General features: G+C 58.3%; 12 protein-coding genes and 2 pseudogenes. 2 read left to right on the top strand and 12 right to left on the bottom strand.

Annotated features, from left to right (window positions below):
- Positions 1-1,122 (top strand): annotated as a pseudogene (locus X727_RS1000000167495) (IS256 family transposase); the annotation flags it as partial.
- Between the two features lie 43 nt (positions 1,123-1,165).
- Here the strand turns inward: X727_RS1000000167495 and X727_RS00305 are convergent.
- The 8 genes and pseudogenes from X727_RS00305 to X727_RS135540 form a co-directional block, all read right to left on the bottom strand.
- Positions 1,166-1,549, bottom strand: a pseudogene (locus tag X727_RS00305) (helix-turn-helix domain-containing protein); the annotation flags it as partial.
- A 409-nt stretch (positions 1,550-1,958) separates the two neighbouring features.
- Positions 1,959-3,980 (bottom strand): alpha-ketoacid dehydrogenase subunit alpha/beta, encoded by a 2,022-nt coding sequence (locus tag X727_RS1000000169450; protein ID WP_031204903.1) that lies wholly within the window; start codon positions 3,978-3,980, stop codon positions 1,959-1,961.
- A 923-nt stretch (positions 3,981-4,903) separates the two neighbouring features.
- Entirely contained in the window at positions 4,904-5,632 is a 729-nt protein-coding gene (locus tag X727_RS135520; protein WP_023835531.1) for an SDR family oxidoreductase, read from the bottom strand.
- Positions 5,629-5,775: an SDR family oxidoreductase gene (locus X727_RS1000000169445; RefSeq protein WP_245274252.1), complete on the bottom strand. Its 147-nt coding sequence runs from the start codon at positions 5,773-5,775 to the stop codon at positions 5,629-5,631. The genes X727_RS135520 and X727_RS1000000169445 overlap by 4 nt, the downstream gene beginning before the upstream one ends.
- Before the next feature lie 774 nt (positions 5,776-6,549).
- Positions 6,550-6,972 (bottom strand): helix-turn-helix domain-containing protein, encoded by a 423-nt coding sequence (locus X727_RS1000000169875; protein WP_081726269.1) that lies wholly within the window; start codon positions 6,970-6,972, stop codon positions 6,550-6,552.
- Positions 6,973-8,590: 1,618 nt separating this feature from the next.
- On the bottom strand, positions 8,591-9,586 hold the full coding sequence (locus X727_RS135535) for a 2-oxoglutarate and iron-dependent oxygenase domain-containing protein (RefSeq protein ID WP_023835527.1): 996 nt from the start codon (positions 9,584-9,586) through the stop codon (positions 8,591-8,593).
- A 37-nt stretch (positions 9,587-9,623) separates the two neighbouring features.
- Positions 9,624-9,737, bottom strand: coding sequence for a 2-oxoglutarate and iron-dependent oxygenase domain-containing protein (locus X727_RS1000000169435; RefSeq protein WP_023835526.1), 114 nt, complete (start codon positions 9,735-9,737; stop codon positions 9,624-9,626).
- A gap of 76 nt (positions 9,738-9,813) precedes the next feature.
- Complete coding sequence (locus X727_RS135540) at positions 9,814-10,521, bottom strand: class I SAM-dependent methyltransferase (RefSeq protein WP_023835525.1); 708 nt, start codon at positions 10,519-10,521, stop codon at positions 9,814-9,816.
- Positions 10,522-10,914: 393 nt separating this feature from the next.
- Between X727_RS135540 and X727_RS1000000165830 the strand changes: the two genes are divergently transcribed.
- Complete coding sequence (locus X727_RS1000000165830; protein WP_023835524.1) at positions 10,915-11,463, top strand: MFS transporter; 549 nt, start codon at positions 10,915-10,917, stop codon at positions 11,461-11,463.
- 947 nt (positions 11,464-12,410) lie between these two features.
- Here the strand turns inward: X727_RS1000000165830 and X727_RS135545 are convergent.
- From X727_RS135545 to X727_RS135560, 4 genes are all read right to left on the bottom strand, one after another.
- Positions 12,411-13,175 (bottom strand): glucose 1-dehydrogenase, encoded by a 765-nt coding sequence (locus tag X727_RS135545; RefSeq protein WP_023835521.1) that lies wholly within the window; start codon positions 13,173-13,175, stop codon positions 12,411-12,413.
- Between the two features lie 537 nt (positions 13,176-13,712).
- Positions 13,713-14,486: a glucose 1-dehydrogenase gene (locus X727_RS135550; RefSeq protein WP_023835520.1), complete on the bottom strand. Its 774-nt coding sequence runs from the start codon at positions 14,484-14,486 to the stop codon at positions 13,713-13,715.
- 215 nt (positions 14,487-14,701) lie between these two features.
- Positions 14,702-16,351: an ABC transporter substrate-binding protein gene (locus tag X727_RS135555; RefSeq protein ID WP_023835519.1), complete on the bottom strand. Its 1,650-nt coding sequence runs from the start codon at positions 16,349-16,351 to the stop codon at positions 14,702-14,704.
- Positions 16,352-16,406: 55 nt separating this feature from the next.
- Positions 16,407-17,698, bottom strand: a 1,292-nt coding sequence (locus X727_RS135560; protein ID WP_023835518.1) for a trimethylamine methyltransferase family protein, incomplete at its 5' end; no start/stop codon positions are given.

Genomic DNA, 17,698 nt, shown 5'->3' with positions numbered 1-17,698 from the left:
CCTGAAGAAGGCGCTTTCGGAACGGATTCAGAACGCTGAACTCGACGAGCACCTTGAGGACGAACGCACCGACGGGAACATCAATCGTCGCAACGGCCATTCGCGGAAGTCGGTGCTGGCGGGCACATCGAAGATGACGCTGAGGATCTCGCGCGACCGTGCCAGGAACCTTCGATCCGAAGCTGATCGCCAAATATCAGCGTCGCTTCTCAGACTTCGACGACAAGATCATCTCCATGTATGCTATGTGAGCGGCATGACGGTGCGCGAGATCCGCGGCCATCTGGAAGAACTCTATGGTATCGACGTATCGCCGGACCTGATCTCGGCTGTCACCGATGCCGTCCTGGAGGAGGTTGCCGAATGGCAGAACCGGCCGCTCGACATCTGCTACCCGCTCGTCTTTTTCGAGGCGATCCGGGTCAAGATCAGGGACGAGGGCTTCGTCAGGAACAAGGCCGTATACATTGCGCTCGGCATCCTGCCCGATGGCACGAAGGAGATTCTTGGCATCTGGATCGAGCAGACCGAGGGCGCCAAGTTCTGGCTGCGCGTCATGAACGAGCTGAAGAGCCGCGGCGTCGGCGATATCCTGATCGCCGTCGTCGACGGACTGAAGGGCTTTCCCGAGGCGATCAACGCCGTCTTTCCCCAAACCGTCGTCCAGACCTGCATCGTGCACCTGATCCGCCATTCCCTGGGGTTCGTGTCCTGGAAGACCGCAAGCCCGTCGTGCCGGCGCTGCGCGCGATCTACCGGGCCAAGGACGCCGAAGCCGGGATGCAGGCCCTTGAGGACTTCGAGGCCGGCTACCGGGGGCAGCGATATCCGGCGATCACGCAAAGCTGGCGGCGCAACTGGAGCCAAGTCGTCCCATTCTTCGCCTATCCCGAAAGCGTGCGGCGGATCATCTACACCACGAAGGCCATAGAGGTGCTGAACTCCAAGCTGCGCCGCGCCGTCCGCACCCGGGGACACTTCCCGAGTGACGATGCGGCCATGAAGCTGCTATAACTGGTGCTGAATCACGCGGCCGAGGAATGGAAACGACCGCCGCGCGAGTGGTTCGAGGCCAAGACCCAGTTCGCCGTCGTCTTCGGCGACAGGTTCGTCAGCCGATGACGAAACCGGCCTCGCGCACAGAGTTCCTGACAGTCCCCGCGTCATAATCAATGCCGAAGCGGTCCTTGATGGCTTTCTTCAGGTCGATCCGCCGCCAACGAACGACGCCATCGACGGCACGATCCGGGCCCCTCTCCACAAGCGCGGCCAGTCCGGCCTGCTGCTCATGCGACAGCCGGGACGCTGGTCCCGGCGCCCATTGGTCCACAAGACCCATCGGGGCCGGCCGTGTTGAACCGATGCACCCAGTCGCGTAGCGTCTGGCGATCCATCCCGCCGATCCGGGCGCATCGGCCCGGCTCATGCCGTCCAGAACCGCCGCGATCGACAACAGCCGGCTGCTCTGGCGCACATCCTTTGAGTTCCGGGCAAGACGGCGAAGCTCCCCCGCCGAAAAGTCCGTCCGCAACTTCACCGCTGATCGCATCGCCGAATCTCCTTCGGCAATAGGGAAATCATGGCGCGCAAATCGGCCAAAGTCACAAAAGAGTCAGCGCCCAAGACCGTTGGTGTTACCAGGCTTCAGCACTCGCCGGAGGGTCCGAAGCTGCGCTGGGGTGGCTTTTGCCGTGTTGCTTGGCGGCATCCCCGATCGCCGCCTTTTCGAACAACGCTACGCGGCCGAGCGGCCAAGGCGACCATCGCCATCCCGGCCGCGGGCAGGCAGCATGGACCTTGGTCCGGTCGAGATAGGAATGATATTGGACCTGATATTTGCCACAAGCGGATCATCCGACAGGCGCACCGCCTCCGCGCTTCCAGTACCATTCCACTTCAGTGGCTGAATGCGCCAGTTGGCATCTTTGCTTCTATTCTATTCACAGTCTTCGATGATATCAGAGCAGCCGCCGTACGGCGGCGATGATGTGATCCTTAGTCGGAAAGAAATCCTTCTCGAGGCTCGGACTAAATGGGACGTGAATATCCGGAGCGCTCAAGCGCAGGATCGGTCGCTTCAATAGATCGAACGCCTCTTCGGCCATCACCGCGGCGATTTCACTTCCGACGTTGCAGACACGGTGCCCGTTCTCGACTATCACAAGCCGTCCGGTCTTCGCGATTGACATCTTGATAGCCTCATGATCGAGCGGCTTCAGCGTACGTGGATCGATCACTTCGACCGAAATGTTTTCGTCGGTGAGCGCATCGACAGCTTCCATTGTCGGCCGAATGGCGCCTGCAATCGCGAGAAGAGTAACGTCTCTTCCCTCACGCTTCACATCCGCTTTGCCAATCGGGATTACATGGTCCGGATCTGTGGGCACATCGCTCTTGAGCGCCCACAGGCGGGCGTCTTCGAAGACGAGTACAGGATCGCCATCGCGAATGGCCGATTTCATCAGCCCCTTGATATCGGCGGCGCTGGTCGGGCTGATTATCTTGAGGCCCGGCACATTCATAAAAAACGGATAAGGCCGGTCGGCATGCTGCGCCGCCTCGGACCCCACCGAGAACATACAGCAACGAAACACGATCGGAATGTGGATCTGGCCTCCAGTCATATACCGCAATTTCGAGGCTTGGTTGATGATCTGGTCCGAGGCCAGATATACGAAGCTGGCACCTGAGAGGTCTACGATCGGTCGCAATCCATTGATGGAAGCCCCGATTCCGAGGCCGGTAAAACTGCCTTCTGAAATCGGCATATTCCAAATCCGGTTGTTGCCGAACCGCTCAACAAGTTTGGCGCCGCCATGGACCGAGATGTCCTCTCCCATCAGGACGACGCGCTCATCACGATCCATTTCCTCCATCTGAGCCTGCACGAGCGCTTCAAGATAGGTCATCTGAACATGGGAGCTTGGCGTCGCGGCAAGTTTTTGGGCATCGGTGCCATGTCGATTGATTCCTCTCCAGCCCAGCCTCGAAGTTGTAATGACCTGTAGGGGCGAGTTGAACATGTAATCGGACAAGGTTTCGGGCTGAGGCATGGGGTTGGCCAAAGCAAATTGCACAGCCTCCTTGACGGCTTGGGCGACTTCGTCCTCGATTGCTATCAGACTGTTTTCATTTATGCCTTCTTCGAGGAGCACAGTGCGACATAGCAAAATCGGATCGCGTTCGCGTTTGTGAGCCTCGACTTCTTCAACCGATCGATAAGGCTCCCCCGGAATAACCAAGCCAAAATTGTGCTCGTCGAACCGATGGGTGTTGGCTACGATCAGAGTAGGCCCCTCGCCCGCGCGTGCTCGCGTGACGGCCTGCGCCGCAGCTTCGTAGACGGCGCTCACGTCCTGCCCATCCACCGTTACCCCTCGCATGCCGTAACCCGCCGCCCGCAGCGCGATGTCCGGCTGCCCGTGGCTTTGCCCCACCGTGGTGGTCATGGCATAGCCGTTGTTCTCGCAAAGATAGATGACCGGAAGCTTCCACAGCGAGGCCATGTTTAGACTCTCGTGGAAGGTGCCCTGGTTCACCGCCCCATCGCCGAAGAAGCAAAGGGTGACCTGATCGACGCCACGCACCTTGGCGCTGAACGCACACCCTGTGGCAAGAGGAATGCCTCCTCCGACGATACCCGATTCGCTGATGATCCCGACCGAATTGTCTGCAAAGTGCATCGAACCGCCGCGCCCCTTGCAAACGCCGCCCTCCTTTCCCATCAGCTCGGCCATGAGCGCGTCGAGATGAGCACCCTTCCCGATCGGATGGCCGTGCGAACGATGCGTCCCGGTTATGCCGTCATCGTCCCGAAGCGCGAGACATGCTCCAACGATAGCGGCTTCCTGACCCACGGTCGAGTGGAACCAACCAGGAATCTTGTCGTCTTTGAACTGGCGCATACCCTCTTCTTCGAATCGACGGATGCGAAGCATCCGCCGATAAGCCTCTAGTCTCTGATCACCGCCCAACTTCATGTTCAAAACATTGCTCCAAAATCCAAGTAAAAGACGCTGCCTAGGTTAGCAGAGCGCAGGTCGTGCTTTGTCGCGGATAACTCATCCACTTCCTGGCTCTCTCATAATCCGGAACAAAGAGCTTGCCGACACACTATCGGCCCCGCGCTTGGCTGTGAAATAGGCTTGACGCCTTCGGGCTGCTCGGGCACGGCTCTCTACGCCGATGGCGCTTGAAAGGACATCTAGGGTCCGCTTCTCGTGCTCGACAAAAAAAGTGGCAGTGGTCGGAAGTGTCCGCGTCGACATGGGCCAGACCAATCTGCGCAACACAGCTGTCAAGCAGGGACCGTGGACATGTCCCGATATTCTGCGGGAATAGGGACGGTCTTCTCAGGCGCTTGTATGGAGCTTTGTGGTGTCAGCAATGGCCTTGTCCCTGATTTTCTACGTGCCTTCTGTGGGGCCTAACGAGTCCGAAGCAAGCGCCGCGCCATTTGACTGAAAGGCTAACAATCACGTTGCTTTTCCAGCGACGAGGCGTCGCCGGGAGAAATCCCAGACTCTCTTTTGTCCGAAGTTGGACAAGATTGTCGGAAGCTCAAACAAAAGGATTGGGGCCGGGCCGGGGTTACGGAAAAGCGGCGCGACCTCCTCCCCTCAAACGTCTCCGGTCTGCTCTTCAGGACATGTTGCGAAATTGTGCCACTCGGCGTTGCTCGATCGCCTATAGCGCGGTCTCGACACGAAAGCTGGAGCAGCTTTACGACCGGCGCGCCCAGGGCAAGATCAACCCGCCGCGAACCTCAAACGAGCAGCCGCCAGTCCTGCGAAAGGGTGCCGATGATCCGCGAATCGCAGCGGGACTATGAGCCGGGGCTCCTGATCCGGCGAGATAATCGCGTTCCACGCCGCCGGTCCGAGAATCGGAAGCCGACTTGCCTTCATGGAAGGCTTAGCTTGGCAGTGCGGCCACCGTCCACGACAAAGATCTGGCCGGTGACGAATGCAGCCTCGTCGGAGGCAATCCATGCGACCATAGCCGCGACTTCCTCAACACGGCCGGTTCGACCCAACGGATGAATGGTACCCAGCCTCCCTCGCGCCTGCTCCGGCAAAGCGGCGACGAAATTGACGTTGAGATCCGTATCGATCCAGCCAGGAGCCACGCCATTGCAACGCACCCCGTCTTGCCCGCCGTCGACCGCCACGGCACGCGTCAGGCCATGCAGTCCTGCCTTCGAGGCACAGTAGGCCGCGTGCCCTGGGTTGGACGCCAATCCCTCTATCGAGCCGATATTGACGATGGCGCCGCGGCTTCTGCGAAGATGAGACATGGCCTGACGGATCAGCAGGAAAGGAGCATCAAGGTTGAGCGCCATTGTGCGTCGCCACTCTTCCAGCCCCGTCTCATCTACTTTGGCTTCAACCATGCGCCCGGCGTTGTTGACGAGGATATCGAGCCGGCCGGCCTGTTGAACGACATCATCAATGATGATGGCCGGAATGTCGGGGTCGCAAAGGTCCGCGACTATCGATCCTATGTGGCCGGCCTCCTCAAGCTGAACAGCGAAGACCCTGGCTCCCTCGCCGGCAAGCCTGTCAGCGATTGCCGCCCCAATGCCGCTGCTGGCCCCGGTCACCAGGGCGACCTTCCCGGCAAAACGGGTCATTCGACAGCCTTTCCGCCGTTCACCTCGACAAGCGCGCCGCACATGTAACGCGCGGCTTCGGACGCCAATAGCAGGACACCATCAGCAATGTCTTCCGGCCGCACCGCGCGACCAAGCGGCACCGAGCGGTTCAGGTCGGCCATCGGGGTATTCGACTCCAGCCCGCACACTGCGAAGCCGATCTGCAGCAGCAGCGTCTCGACTTTCGTTGCGGCAGGCCAAGTTGACCCGGACACCTTCTCCCGGGTGATCGCGGCCCATCCACTGGACCGGCGATCCGAGCGCTCACTTGGGCGGTGAAGTCGCCGCCGCCATAAGCGACCGCAAGTGGATAATAGCGCTTCTGCCTGCGAAAGCTCTGACACCTTGCAGCCGACCGCCTGTAGCGTGCGGTATGCGATACGAAGGAAAAATTTCTCAATCAGATCTGGCGGCTCGGTGGGCCTGATCTGATGGCCATGCGCAACATCGCAAGAGGCCCCCTGGGCTGCGCCACTCGATGTCCGAAGTGTCAATCTGAAACGTAATGCGAGCAATTGAAGCCTCTTTTCTGTTGGGTGCCGAGCCTCCGCCCAAGACATACGATCTGGCCAAGGTTTCGAAAGCGTCGCACAAAAGCTTCTGCAGGCCCTCCAATGCAGACGAAATCGCCAAGGGCGAAACCTGCCTCGTGAGACGGGCGGATCATCGATTCGGTGCCGAGAGCCGTTTTTGCCCACACTTCGATGGGACCCGATTTCGCGATGGTCCGGCAGGTGCACGATGCTGGTCTGTGAAACACAAGACCTGGCGTGACGCCAGAAGGGGCCAGGCTTGGCGGCCAATCGCACGGCCGCAACAATCCATCTCGTTCAAGAAGATCCTTGGCGGACTGGCCAACCGGTTGAGCGCTCTCCCGCTGCTCCGCGTCGCACGCCTTAGTTTCGCCATTTGCCACCAAAGGCATCCTCTCGTCCATTAGGCGTCCTGTGCCAAGTGCTGGAAAATACGCGGGGCGCTTTCTGCCACCCGCCGCCGGGAACTCCTGCTTGCTCGCTACAAGGCTCGCTACAAAGAAGGCTCAAAAGTCGTGCCAAATTGGCATAAGGGAGCGCCGGAAAAATGTTCTTCCACGCGTCCTTGAGCCCCTCCGGCCCGGCTTCGTTGAAGCGATGCACCCATTCGCGCAAAGTCTGGCGATCCATCCCACCGATCCTGGCGGCGTCCGCTCGGCTCATACCGTCAAGCACCGCCGCCAGCCAAAGCAACCGACTGCTCTGTCGCGCGTCCTGTGAAGCGCGAGCCAACCGGCGAAGCTCCGAGGCCGAATAGTCCGTCCGCAATTCAACTGCTGATCCCATGGGCGAATCTCCTTCGCACCAAAGGAATCATAAATCAGCCCGCAGAGGAATCTGGACCCACGAGTCAGAAATAAACGCCGCTGGTATAAATTGATCGCCGAGGAGGACGTGCACTACTGGGTCTTCCAGGTGCCCGAGAATGGCAGCGCACTAGAGGAACAGGGCTATGGCGACGCAACCGCAAATCTCACGGCGAAGCTGGCAACCGATTCAAACGCGTACAGGGGAGCGAATTGCAGCATGATGGCACAATCGAGCGCGGAACTCTAGGCCGGGACGTGAGACCGCGCTGCCGCGCGGCGTTGCATGTGAATTTCCCGTATGCTCGGAACGAGCCCAAGGCGCGGAGATTTGGGAAAATGGAAGCCCGCCGAGATATCGATTTCATCGGCGGCAATGGGCGCGCTTGCGGTCGGACACTCGCATCCCCAGGTGGTTGATGCGATCAGAACGCAATTGCAGCGCTTCACCCAGACCTCTTGGCAGTTTTTCTTGTGCTGCGTGCGGCTCGGGAAGGCCTCAACGCGATAGCCCCGTTTCCCACGCCGGCGAAAACTCTGCTTGTCACCACTGGCTCAGAAGCAGCGGATGCGGTGAACAGCGCTCGTTTCCACTCGAGTCGAAGTGATTCATCGGCTTCAAAGGAGCTTCCACTTTGCTGAACCTCGCAGCGCGACCATACGAACGCGGCTTCGGCCCACCGAGCCGGTTCGGGATGAAAATATTTCCTGCCAGCACCGCCGGAGTTCATCCGCCGTCTGCGCGCTTTGTGCGATGCGCAACGGGTATCGTCATGATCGCAGAGGAGGTCCACCACGCGGCCCGTGGCGAATCCCGGCGCGGCACAGGACCTCCAGCCGGCCCAGGTCGATCTATTCAACGTGCAGGAGGAGCAGTTCAGGCAAGCGGCCGTCGGGTCGCGGCACTCCTGGGCGAAGGCGGGACGGTAGACGGGCAGATGACGTCGCCAAACAATAGATCCGCTCTATCGTCAGGCCATGTGCCGAAGCATTGCGGTTGCGTAGCTCAACCTCAGTGCGGCGATAGCGCGACTTTCGGAAATCACATGGTCGACTGCAATATCACACCATGCTGTGCCCAAGCGCGGAATGCGCGGTATCAGCCGGATCCACGTGAACGCATCGGTCGAGGCAATCGTCACATCCGCGGACGACCGCCGCGTTCAATGGTCGTGACGACGTCATCCTCTGGCCCATAAATGACTGCCGCCAGCCTACGCGACGGAACTGCGGTTGTCCGCCGTGATCCACGCAAGTTGCGTGCCGGTTGGCGAACTGTTGTTGCACCACTCGTCCATACCGACAGGCCGGCCCGCCCGTCCATTTCGTCGGGTTCCGACGCGCGGCTACTCGGGTTGTATCCGCACCCGTTTCCCGCCGAGGTGGGTCAGCGCGGAGGTCAGCCACGAAACCGGGCGAGAACTCCAGACAAAGGCCTAGTCTAAGTCTAGCACAGCGTCTTGTGAAAATCCGCCCGCGGGCGGCTTCGAAAGCCGCCTGTTTGCGGACTGGCTCGCCAAGCAATTTCGAATCATTGTAGCTTTCCGCGATGAGGCGCGGCAGGCAGTGTCACGTGTGTAAGTGCCTGTCCGCTCTCATCACGCTTTGGCCAAGTGAGCGTAACTTGCTGCGAAACGGTCGAATTTGTGCTCGCCGCAAGTCACCGGCTTGTAGCGCCGCGGGTTGCTGTCCGTGACACATGAGGCCAATGGCTCAATGATCGCGTTGAAATCAGCATCGATAAAGAAGGGGATTGAGTATCGCTCACGCCCCGAGGTGTTCACAACGCGGTGCAAGTTCGCCAAGTAGACATCGTTGGTCAGCCGCTGAATCAGGTCACCAATGTTGATTATGAAAGTGCCGTGGATCGGCGTGCCCTCTACCCAATCACCATCTCGGTTCCTGACCTGAAGACCACCCACATCGTCCTGCGCGAGGATAGTCAGATGGCCGTAATCCGTGTGGGCTCCAATCCCGATGATGTCTTCGGTGACATAACCACTCTGCGGCGGGTAATGAATTAGGCGCTGAATACTGATCGGGTCCCGCATGAGGTTCTCGAAATAGTTTTCCGACAGGTCCAGACTGAGCGCGATGCCCTTCAAGAGTTTTGTGGCGAGGCCCACCATCTTTTGATGGTAACTGTATGTGAGTGCCCGAAATTCGGGCAGGCTTGAGGGCCACTGGTTGGGGCCAAAAAACGGACCTTCCAGTGTCGAACGTTCAGGGCCGATGTCAAAGCACTCCTTGAGGTCTTTCGTCTTACCTGGATCTGTGTTCTCCCCGAACGGCTCGATATATCCGCGCAGCGCCACATCGGATTTGCTAATATGCAATGACATCTTCTGCGACAAGGGCAGATCAAAGAATCGGCGACCCATGTCGAACATTGAATCAACAAAGCCCTGCGGAATCCCGTGGTTCTTCACATACATGAACCCGGTGTTCGACAACGCCCAATATATCTCCTTGGCCACCCACTGTTTATTCGTGCCATCGAGAAGCGGTGCTATATCAACCACAGGAATCTTGTCAAAGCGTTCGCGTTTCGCGCGCAGCTTGTCGTCCAGTCTGGCTATGATATCTTCGGGCATGAGTACACCTTCGTTTTCGCAAGGATTTTGGCATTTCTTATTTGCTTGGCAGCATGAAGAATCGTCGGGAAGCCTGGATAGCTAGGGCGATGCGTTCTTTCGTGGTGCCATGCTCAACAATGTAGAAGAACCCGAACTCCTGGCAGCGCATGCGTAGGCGCTCGCGATAGTCGTGTCGCCTTGCATCGGCTCCCAGTTTGTCGTCAGCGTGATTTGCGGTATCGTGGTCATGGCCGCTCCTCCGTTGGTACGCATACCTTCTCGGGCACCCGGAAGACCCAATAGTGCCCGCCCTCCTCGGCCGCGTATCTGCCGTCCCTTAAACACTGTGCCGGTATAAGGACGCCCTCATCCTGCAGACGCCGCACATGGTCTTCAAAGGATGTGGCCTCCGCATAGCCTTTGCGGATGCTTGCGATGATGAATCCGTTCGGGCGCGTGACGCGAGCCAGCTCGCGCAGCCTACCTGGTCCGACATGTCCGGGCGCGAAGACACCGCAGCAGACCGTGATATCATAGCTTGCACTGAAGTATTCGGAGGGTTGCCCGTTAAGGTCGACATCGCCTCGGACATGGCGGTAGACGCGCGTTTGCCGTGCCTTTTCGGCCATCTCCTCGGAGAGATCGAACCCGTCGATCAACCGGAAGCCGAGGCTTTCCAGTTCCACGCCGACGAGGCCTGTTCCGCACCCAGCGTCCAGGATTGCGATGGCCGCTCGATGCCTGGCCAAATAGGCCGTCTGCACGGCGGCTGCCAGTTCCGCCACGATCATCGGCCCGCAGTACCCATAGCGGCCCACATCCAAATCGTAGGAACTGGCCCATCCGCGATAGAAGTGGGCCAAGCGCCCGGCGTCGCCGTCGAGGGAGTGGGAATCCTTGATACGCTTTCGTGCGGCTTGCTCCAGTGCCGTCTGCTGATCGGGAGTGTCCATAACTGTTCCTCTATGTAGGGGTAGATGATCATCGGCAGCGCGCCCGTCCGGCACCTGCTGGCGACTCGCAAACGAGGGGCATCAAAACTCGTGCCAATTGGCCGAACGAGGCGAAGAAAACAATTTTTGGCGAGTGTTTCCCGCTATTTGGGCTGAGGCAAAATAAGAAATCGGCTAGATAACCCTGTATCGCAGGCGCGACAAAGCTGACAGAATGTCCGATGCCGTCACTTGAGACCGCTATTCGTTGACGTCGACCGATAGCCATAACTGTTAAGCGTTGATCGAGTAGGCCAAACAAGGCGTTGACTATTTCACCATCCACGCCAGCGAGCGGCTGCACTACATTCCGCCGGCAGTTGGATCTGGGGTGCTGTCGCCCAGAACTACTCCTTGACCTGGGCGTTGATGGGCGCCGCGGGGGCTCTGTTGCTGGTTGCGGCAGTAGGGATAGTTTTGCCGGTGAGTCCTTGGCAAGAATCGGATCAAGAAAGTTCGGATTTTCCCGCACCGGAGCGGGCACTCGATCTGAAGCCGAGGAGTGGCCGGATCGTTGCCAGGGTCGGCTATTCCAGAACCGAAAAGAGTATCGACGCCCTTTTCGGCTGCATACGCGCGAAGCGCGACGCCGTTACCCGTGCCGGTGCACGAAACTGGCCGCTCCAGCGCAAACGCCAAACGCCTCCACTTTGGACAGCGACATTCGGCACGCCTACCTGGATGGACTTTCTTCGTCTGAATCATCGGCTCACGGCAGCGGACAAGGAAGTAGGCCAGCACCTTCTCGCCTGCATGAAGGAGAGCTTTATCCACAGTACTTTCGATCGAACGAACGACCGAGGCAGCTCGTACCCGTGTATCAACGCTTTTCTGCTCCTTCGAGGTGACGTCATGATGAAGCTGTGGCCGGTGAACAGGCGCGATCGGGAAAATCGGGCGTAATTTAAGGGCTCTGGTGCTTCTTGCAGGGCGAGTGCCCGTATCGGGAGCGACGCCGTCAATTCGGCCAAATCCATCGAGTACAGTAGAAACGTGCCGGACTATCGCGTGTCTCGTAGAACCATGCGCGGTGTGTTCTTCGACCCAATGTGTTCTTCGACCCAATGCCTTTACGGCAGCGTGTTTGACGGGTGTGTCGCAACGCATGCCGAAAACGACTTCCTCCATTCTTAGAGGCGAGTCCTGCGGCCCGCGCTTACCAACAGACGCCGTTCGCGTTCATAACGCCAATCGAAGGCCTTCTTGATCAAGACGGTTCGGTCGACATTCTGGCGCGCTGCCTCGTCTCCCTGGAGCATGGCAGAAATGTCGCTGGCTGCTACGACCCTGCTCCCGCTGCTGTGCATCGGCATGCAAAATTTATCGATTGACACCCGCCGCATTTGATCTTGTGAAGGTCACCCGCGGCGTCGGTAGGAACCGAGTATCCAACGTAGATGCCTCTGTGCTGATCTCCGTAATGACTCCACATCAGCGGACAGTCGGCACGTTCGCCCAACGAGACAATTCCTTTGTCATAGCGCTGCTCCCCTTCGACATATTGCCCCAGAAGGTATTGCAGCGGATTCCCTACGTCGTACTCGAAGTTGTCGCGTGGTAGCGGATATCGGCCAAAAATCCTGGCAATGCGGTCCGGCTCTGCTTCGATATGTTAAAGCGTTCTCGGGTCCGTTGTATTTGAGCTCTTGGCCGCCGCGCTCCTTTCCGCCTTCACGCGTTTCTTCCACCAGCTGGGAAAGAATGCTCTCGAGCACCTCTGACCCGACATCCACCTTCATCGACGGGTTGGTGTCGAGCGGGTCATTGAAAGTACTCGGATCGGCGAAAAAGAGCGTTCATCTTCGTAACAATCTGACAACGCGAACTTAGATATCGGTGGAGCTCGCCTCTCACGCGACCGGCAACGGCAGTTTTTTGGTGCGGCCGCCATCGATGACGTAGACATGACCGGTAACGAAGGCACTTTCTTCCGAGGCGAGCCAGACAGCGAGATTACCGACGTCCCTCGGTTCGCCTAAGCGCCCGACCGGATGCATGGCCATCAGTTCCCTGCGGACACGAGCGCTGTCCGGCATGCTGTCGATATAGACCTCGCTCAGGTCGGAATTGATCCAGCCCGGCGCAATGGCATTGCAGCGGATGCCCTCATGCCCATGATCCACGGCCACCGCCGCCGTGAAACCATGAATGCCGGCCTTCGAGGCGGAATAGGCAGGATGTCCAGGATTGGACGCTAGCCCTTCGATCGACCCGATGTTGACGATGCTTGCACCTGGCCGATTCCGAAGATGCGGCATTGCCGCCTTCGTCAGCAGGAATGGGGCTTTAAGGTTGATATCCATCATCTGATCCCAGTCCGCCTCAGTCATCTCGTCGACCGTCTTCTCGAACATGATCCCGGCGTTGTTAACGAGGATGTCCAAGCCGCTGAGCCGCTCGGCAACCATCTGGACGGCCGAGGCAATTTCCTGGGAGCTCGAAAGATCTGCCTTTACATAGATGATGTGCTCATTGAGCATAGTATTAGGCGGCGGGCTCCTTTGCACAATGGCAACTTTTGCCCCCTCCTCCGCAAAGCGCTGGGTGATGCCGGCGCCGATACCGCGCCCGCCGCCAGTGATGATTGCAACCTTGCCTGCCAATCTGTGAGCCATGGGTATCCTCAATAACGAGCCTAGCGAGGGTTCAGGTCTCGCCTCCGATGTAACAGGCGGCTTTACATATCAGAACATAGCTGCGTCGGGGATCAGCCGACAGTCGGACGAGCCAGCCTTAGAGCGTCCACGGGACTTTATGCAACCTGCTCACCGCTCAATCTATTTTTCAGCCCGTCCTGCGATTGTTCGCTGAAGGGCCGACAGAAGCCAGTGACGCTGGTCCGAAAGAGTTAGATCGTGTGCCAATGCTAAAGCCCCTGTACCCGTCGGCAGCCACTTCGTGCCGTAAGTGCCAGTCAAAATGTTAGCCATCTTGGCCGCAGTATTCGAGGCAGACGCAGGGAACCCCATATGCCGAATTTGTCATCAATACATCCTACGCGCAAGACTCATCGAGGATAATATCTATGTCTGACGATACCGACTCGAAGACGTTAACGTTCCGGACATACTAGCGCGCGCTCCAAAAAATTATTGGTTACTTGAGAGATCAACTATATAAGATCATGCATTATTTACTCATTCATTGCTTGTTTACCAGGATGTATAGCCACCATCCACTGACAGCACGGTGCCTGTGCAATAGCTCGCCGCAGGACTGGCAAGAAACAGCACTGCGGAGGCGACTTCGTCCGGCTGGGCGAGTCGCCCCAGCGGGGTCTGCTCGAGCCATCGATCGAGCCACAAGGGGTTGTCAGCCTTCAGGGGCAGCGTCATTTCTGTGGCAACATAGCCGGGCGCAACGGCATTGACCCGTACTTCGTGCTTAGCCCACGCGCAGGCGAGTGACTTCGTCATCATATGGATGGCACCCTTACTGGTGATGTAGGCGGTGTTGTTCTGGGGCTGGGTGACCACTAGGCCGCACATGGATCCGATATTGACGATGTTGCCTGAGCGGCGGGCGATCATGTGGCGGCCGAAAGCGCGCGCACACCAGAATGCAGCGTCCGAATTCACCCGCATCGTTGCCAGCCAATCCTCGTCTGAAGTGTCAAGGGCCTCGGCTATCCGGGCGATGCCAGCATTGTTGATGAGAATATCTATCGGCTCGTAGGCATTTAGGTCGTCGGCGAGCGCCGTCACCGCATCCGGCTTCGTCACGTCGACAGCACGGTAGCTTGCCAGCACACCGCGAGTTGCGAGATCGGCCATAGCAGTAATCGCACTATTCTCGTCCAATTCAGCGATGGTGACTGCCGCACCGGCCTGGCCGAGAGCGCGGGCGATTTCAAGCCCGATGCCGCGGCCCCCACCCGTTACGAGAGCACGTTTACCGGCGAGCCCGAATTTTTCCATGTAGTCCATACTGCATTGCTCCAAGTCCGCTGTTCTTGCATTGTGCCTAACCAAATTAGGCGCTGTTCTCGAGCTGTCGTCAGTGTACCGCTGACGAAGATCGTATTTTGACCGGTTTGCGCTCCACTTTTTCGGCAATAACACCAATTGACTGGGCGACGTCATGCCCTCTAGCTATAGCGAGCGAGCTTGCTAAAGGCTACCGACGCAGCCTTTGGTGTTGATCAGGTTTCCAGCCAGACGTCTTGCAGGTCCAATTGAAAGGTGGGATGAACATTATAGTTCTTCACCTTCTTGGCCATATGGCTATACACTTTTTGCCAAAAAGGCTGGATGATGACGCCGGAATCCTGAAGTATCTGCTCCAAATCCTTCATGACCTGACGTCGCTTGGCCACGTCATTGATCGAGAGCGCCTGTTTCAGCTTGGCATCGAAATCAGGGGCAGAGTAGCCTGTCTCATTCCAAGCCTCGCCGGTACGATAAGCCAAGGCAAGAACCTGAACACCAAGTGGCCGCATGTACCAGACCGTCAGTGAGTAGGGATACTTCGCCCAGTCGTTCCAGTAAATCGAACTCGGAATCACTGTGCGCTTGACTTTGAAGCCGGCCTCCCGCAACTGGGCCGCGATTGCATCGCTGGTGTTCTTCTCGAAGTCCCCGTCGATCGAAATCAGCTCATGCTCGAAGTCGGCATGCCCCGAGTCCGCCAAGAGCTTCTTCGCACCCTCGAGATCGCGCGTCTTGGTCGGCAATGCGAAATATTCAGGGTGGACGGGGCTAACGTGATGATTTTCGCCGGTCGTGCCGCGGCCGCTATAACCGAGTTGGAGCACGACATTGTTGTCTACCGCAATCTGCAGAGCGTTCCGCACCCTCTTGTCATCATAGGGTTTGTTCGTGACATTAGTACGGGCGACCGCCGTCGTCGCGGTGGAGACCTCTGACCTTACCAGATTCATGTTATCGAGCAGGTCGACGAAGTCGGGTGGCGTTGAAAGGTTGGCGTCGATTTCGCCGGAGTCGAATGCATTCAGCGTCGCCGAAGAATCGGTGCCATAGTCAATGAACTCAACGCCACTCAGATGCGCCTCGCCGCCCCACCACTTCCCGTTTTCACGTCGCTTCACGACCGCTTTCACGCCGACTTGATATGATACCAGCTCGAACGCGCCGGTGCCGACGGGTTTGGCGACGGGATCGGCGCCACCGGCATCAAAATTGTGATGAACCACAAGCGCGGGATAGTCGGTGAAACTTGCGATGAGCGAAATGTCGGGACCGCTGAGCTTCAGCCTGACCGTATGATTATCGGCTTTGGTGATCGCGCCCTCTCGTGCCTTCCCCGTCTTGGCGTCAATAAGCGCGCCGACCCGGCCAGCCATGGAATTGCCTTGCGCGCTTTTTTCGCACCAACGGGTCAGGTTGTAGACAACATCGTTGGCATTCAAGGCATCGCCGTTATTCCATGTGACGCCTTTGCGCACATGCAGCACATATTCGGTAGCATCATCATTTATTTCCCAGCTTTCGAGCAACGCCGGCTCGAACGTAAACTCGCGTGTATAGCGGACCAGCGGATCGAGCCAGCATCGAGAGATATTGGCAGCTTCCACTGTGTCATAAGTACGCGGGTCTTTCTGCGCATGTACAGGCATGGACACGCGCAGAGTTCCACCTTTTTTCGGCTCAGCGGCGCGTGCCTGTTGGGGCAATGCTACACCAATCAAGCCATAGGCCATCGCAGCCGAGGCGCCGAATGTGCTTGCGAGCGCGAGGAACTCGCGCCGATCCATCTTGCGTGCTTTGACGTTGCTCGCCATCTTTTCGATGGAAGCCGGAATGCGGTCTTCATTACTTTTGAAGTATCCCATTTTCTTCTCCCTTGTTTATGTACCCAATTGATCTCATGGGCTCGTGGACGGAGGCCTAGGTAATGCTTGGCGAGATTTCCTCCTGGCGTTTGGCGACGAATGCATCGAGTTCCTCGCGCACAGCGGAATCCATGGGCGGCTGCTCATAGCTCTCGATGATCGATTTCGCCTTCTCACGGCAGCGCTGCGCCATGTCCTTGGAGCCTTTGACCTTCCACTGCTCGTAGCTGAGGTAATCGAGGATCTCAGGTGCGATAAATGCGTCCTTGAAGCGCTTGAGCGTGAAGGAATCGCCGAGATAGTGGCCGCCAGGGCCGATGCGCCGCACAGCTTCGAGCGCGTCCTCGAAATATTCGAAGGATATGCCCCGCGCATATTTTTCGATGAGCAGGTTCTGTTCTGCATCGGCGACGAACTTCGCCATGCAGCAGACGAGACCGGCCTCATCCCAGCCGCCGGCATGCATCATCAAATTGGCGCAGGCACTGGCGCCTGACATGTAGGCAACCGCCGATTCATAGCCGGACTGAGCATCGAAGGTCTTGGCGGAGGATTGAGACGCAGTGGTTCGCCACGGCACCCCGTAACGCCTCGCCAGTTGGCCGATGACCGCGTTGATGAGCGTGACTTCGGGCATGCCGGACATCGGAGCGCCGCTGCGCATTGAGACCGAGACCGAATACTGCCCGTAGATCATTTTGGCGCCGGGCCTGACCAGTTGGGTGTAGGCAAGCGCTGCGAGCGCCTCGGCGTTCAACTGGGCGATTGTGGCCGGGATGTCGGCAGGAGTGTTGGCGGCCCCAAGCACAAAAGGTGACAGCAGGACGACCTGGTTCGCCTCGACGAAAGCGCGAAGCCCTTCCAGCATGGTCGAATCCCAGACTAGCGGCGAGTTTCCCGACACATGACCGAGCATCACCGCGTTCTGATCCATAAATGCCTTGCCGTGGACGATCTGCCCCATAGCGATCGAGTCCTCGGCACGCTGCTGCCCGGTCGTCAGACCGAAGAAGGGCATATTGGTTTCCACCAGGCTCGAATGGTTGATGTGCAGATGGCGCCATGGAACAGCGATATCGGTTGGCTCGCAGGTGAACCCGCCGGCGATATGGAACCCGGGCAGCATCTGGGTCAGCCGGTTCATGTTTCGCAGGTCCGCGATCGTGGATGCACGTCGCACGCCCTGAAGATCGCGGATGTTTGGCGCGCCCTGCATGGCACTGAAGGTCATTGTGTCTGGCGCGATTTCGAAACGCTGCGATGGATCGCGCGATGTCATCTCGAAGCGGGAGGGGGCCTTGGAGATGAGATGCATAACCATCTCGCCCTCAAGGCGCACTCGCTGAC

It is taken from the genome of Mesorhizobium sp. L103C105A0, from assembly GCF_000502215.1.
In the GTDB taxonomy this organism is placed as follows: domain Bacteria; phylum Pseudomonadota; class Alphaproteobacteria; order Rhizobiales; family Rhizobiaceae; genus Mesorhizobium.
Note: the sequence above shows the minus strand (reverse complement) of the source record. Positions and strands in the feature narration are given on the sequence as shown.

Bases quoted from the DNA above. Each gene is read 5' to 3' on its own strand.
- X727_RS135540 (WP_023835525.1), bottom strand. From the start codon at position 10,521: ATGGACACTCCCGATCAGCAGACGGCACTGGAGCAAGCCGCACGAAAG.
- X727_RS135535 (WP_023835527.1), bottom strand. From the start codon at position 9,586: ATGCCCGAAGATATCATAGCCAGACTGGACGACAAGCTGCGCGCGAAA.
- X727_RS1000000169450 (WP_031204903.1), bottom strand. From the start codon at position 3,980: ATGAAGTTGGGCGGTGATCAGAGACTAGAGGCTTATCGGCGGATGCTT.
- X727_RS1000000169445 (WP_245274252.1), bottom strand. From the start codon at position 5,775: ATGGCCGACCTGAACCGCTCGGTGCCGCTTGGTCGCGCGGTGCGGCCG.
- X727_RS1000000169435 (WP_023835526.1), bottom strand. From the start codon at position 9,737: ATGCGCTGCCAGGAGTTCGGGTTCTTCTACATTGTTGAGCATGGCACC.
- X727_RS135555 (WP_023835519.1), bottom strand. From the start codon at position 16,351: ATGGGATACTTCAAAAGTAATGAAGACCGCATTCCGGCTTCCATCGAA.
- X727_RS135550 (WP_023835520.1), bottom strand. From the start codon at position 14,486: ATGGACTACATGGAAAAATTCGGGCTCGCCGGTAAACGTGCTCTCGTA.
- X727_RS1000000169875 (WP_081726269.1), bottom strand. From the start codon at position 6,972: ATGGGATCAGCAGTTGAATTGCGGACGGACTATTCGGCCTCGGAGCTT.
- X727_RS135545 (WP_023835521.1), bottom strand. From the start codon at position 13,175: ATGGCTCACAGATTGGCAGGCAAGGTTGCAATCATCACTGGCGGCGGG.
- X727_RS135520 (WP_023835531.1), bottom strand. From the start codon at position 5,632: ATGACCCGTTTTGCCGGGAAGGTCGCCCTGGTGACCGGGGCCAGCAGC.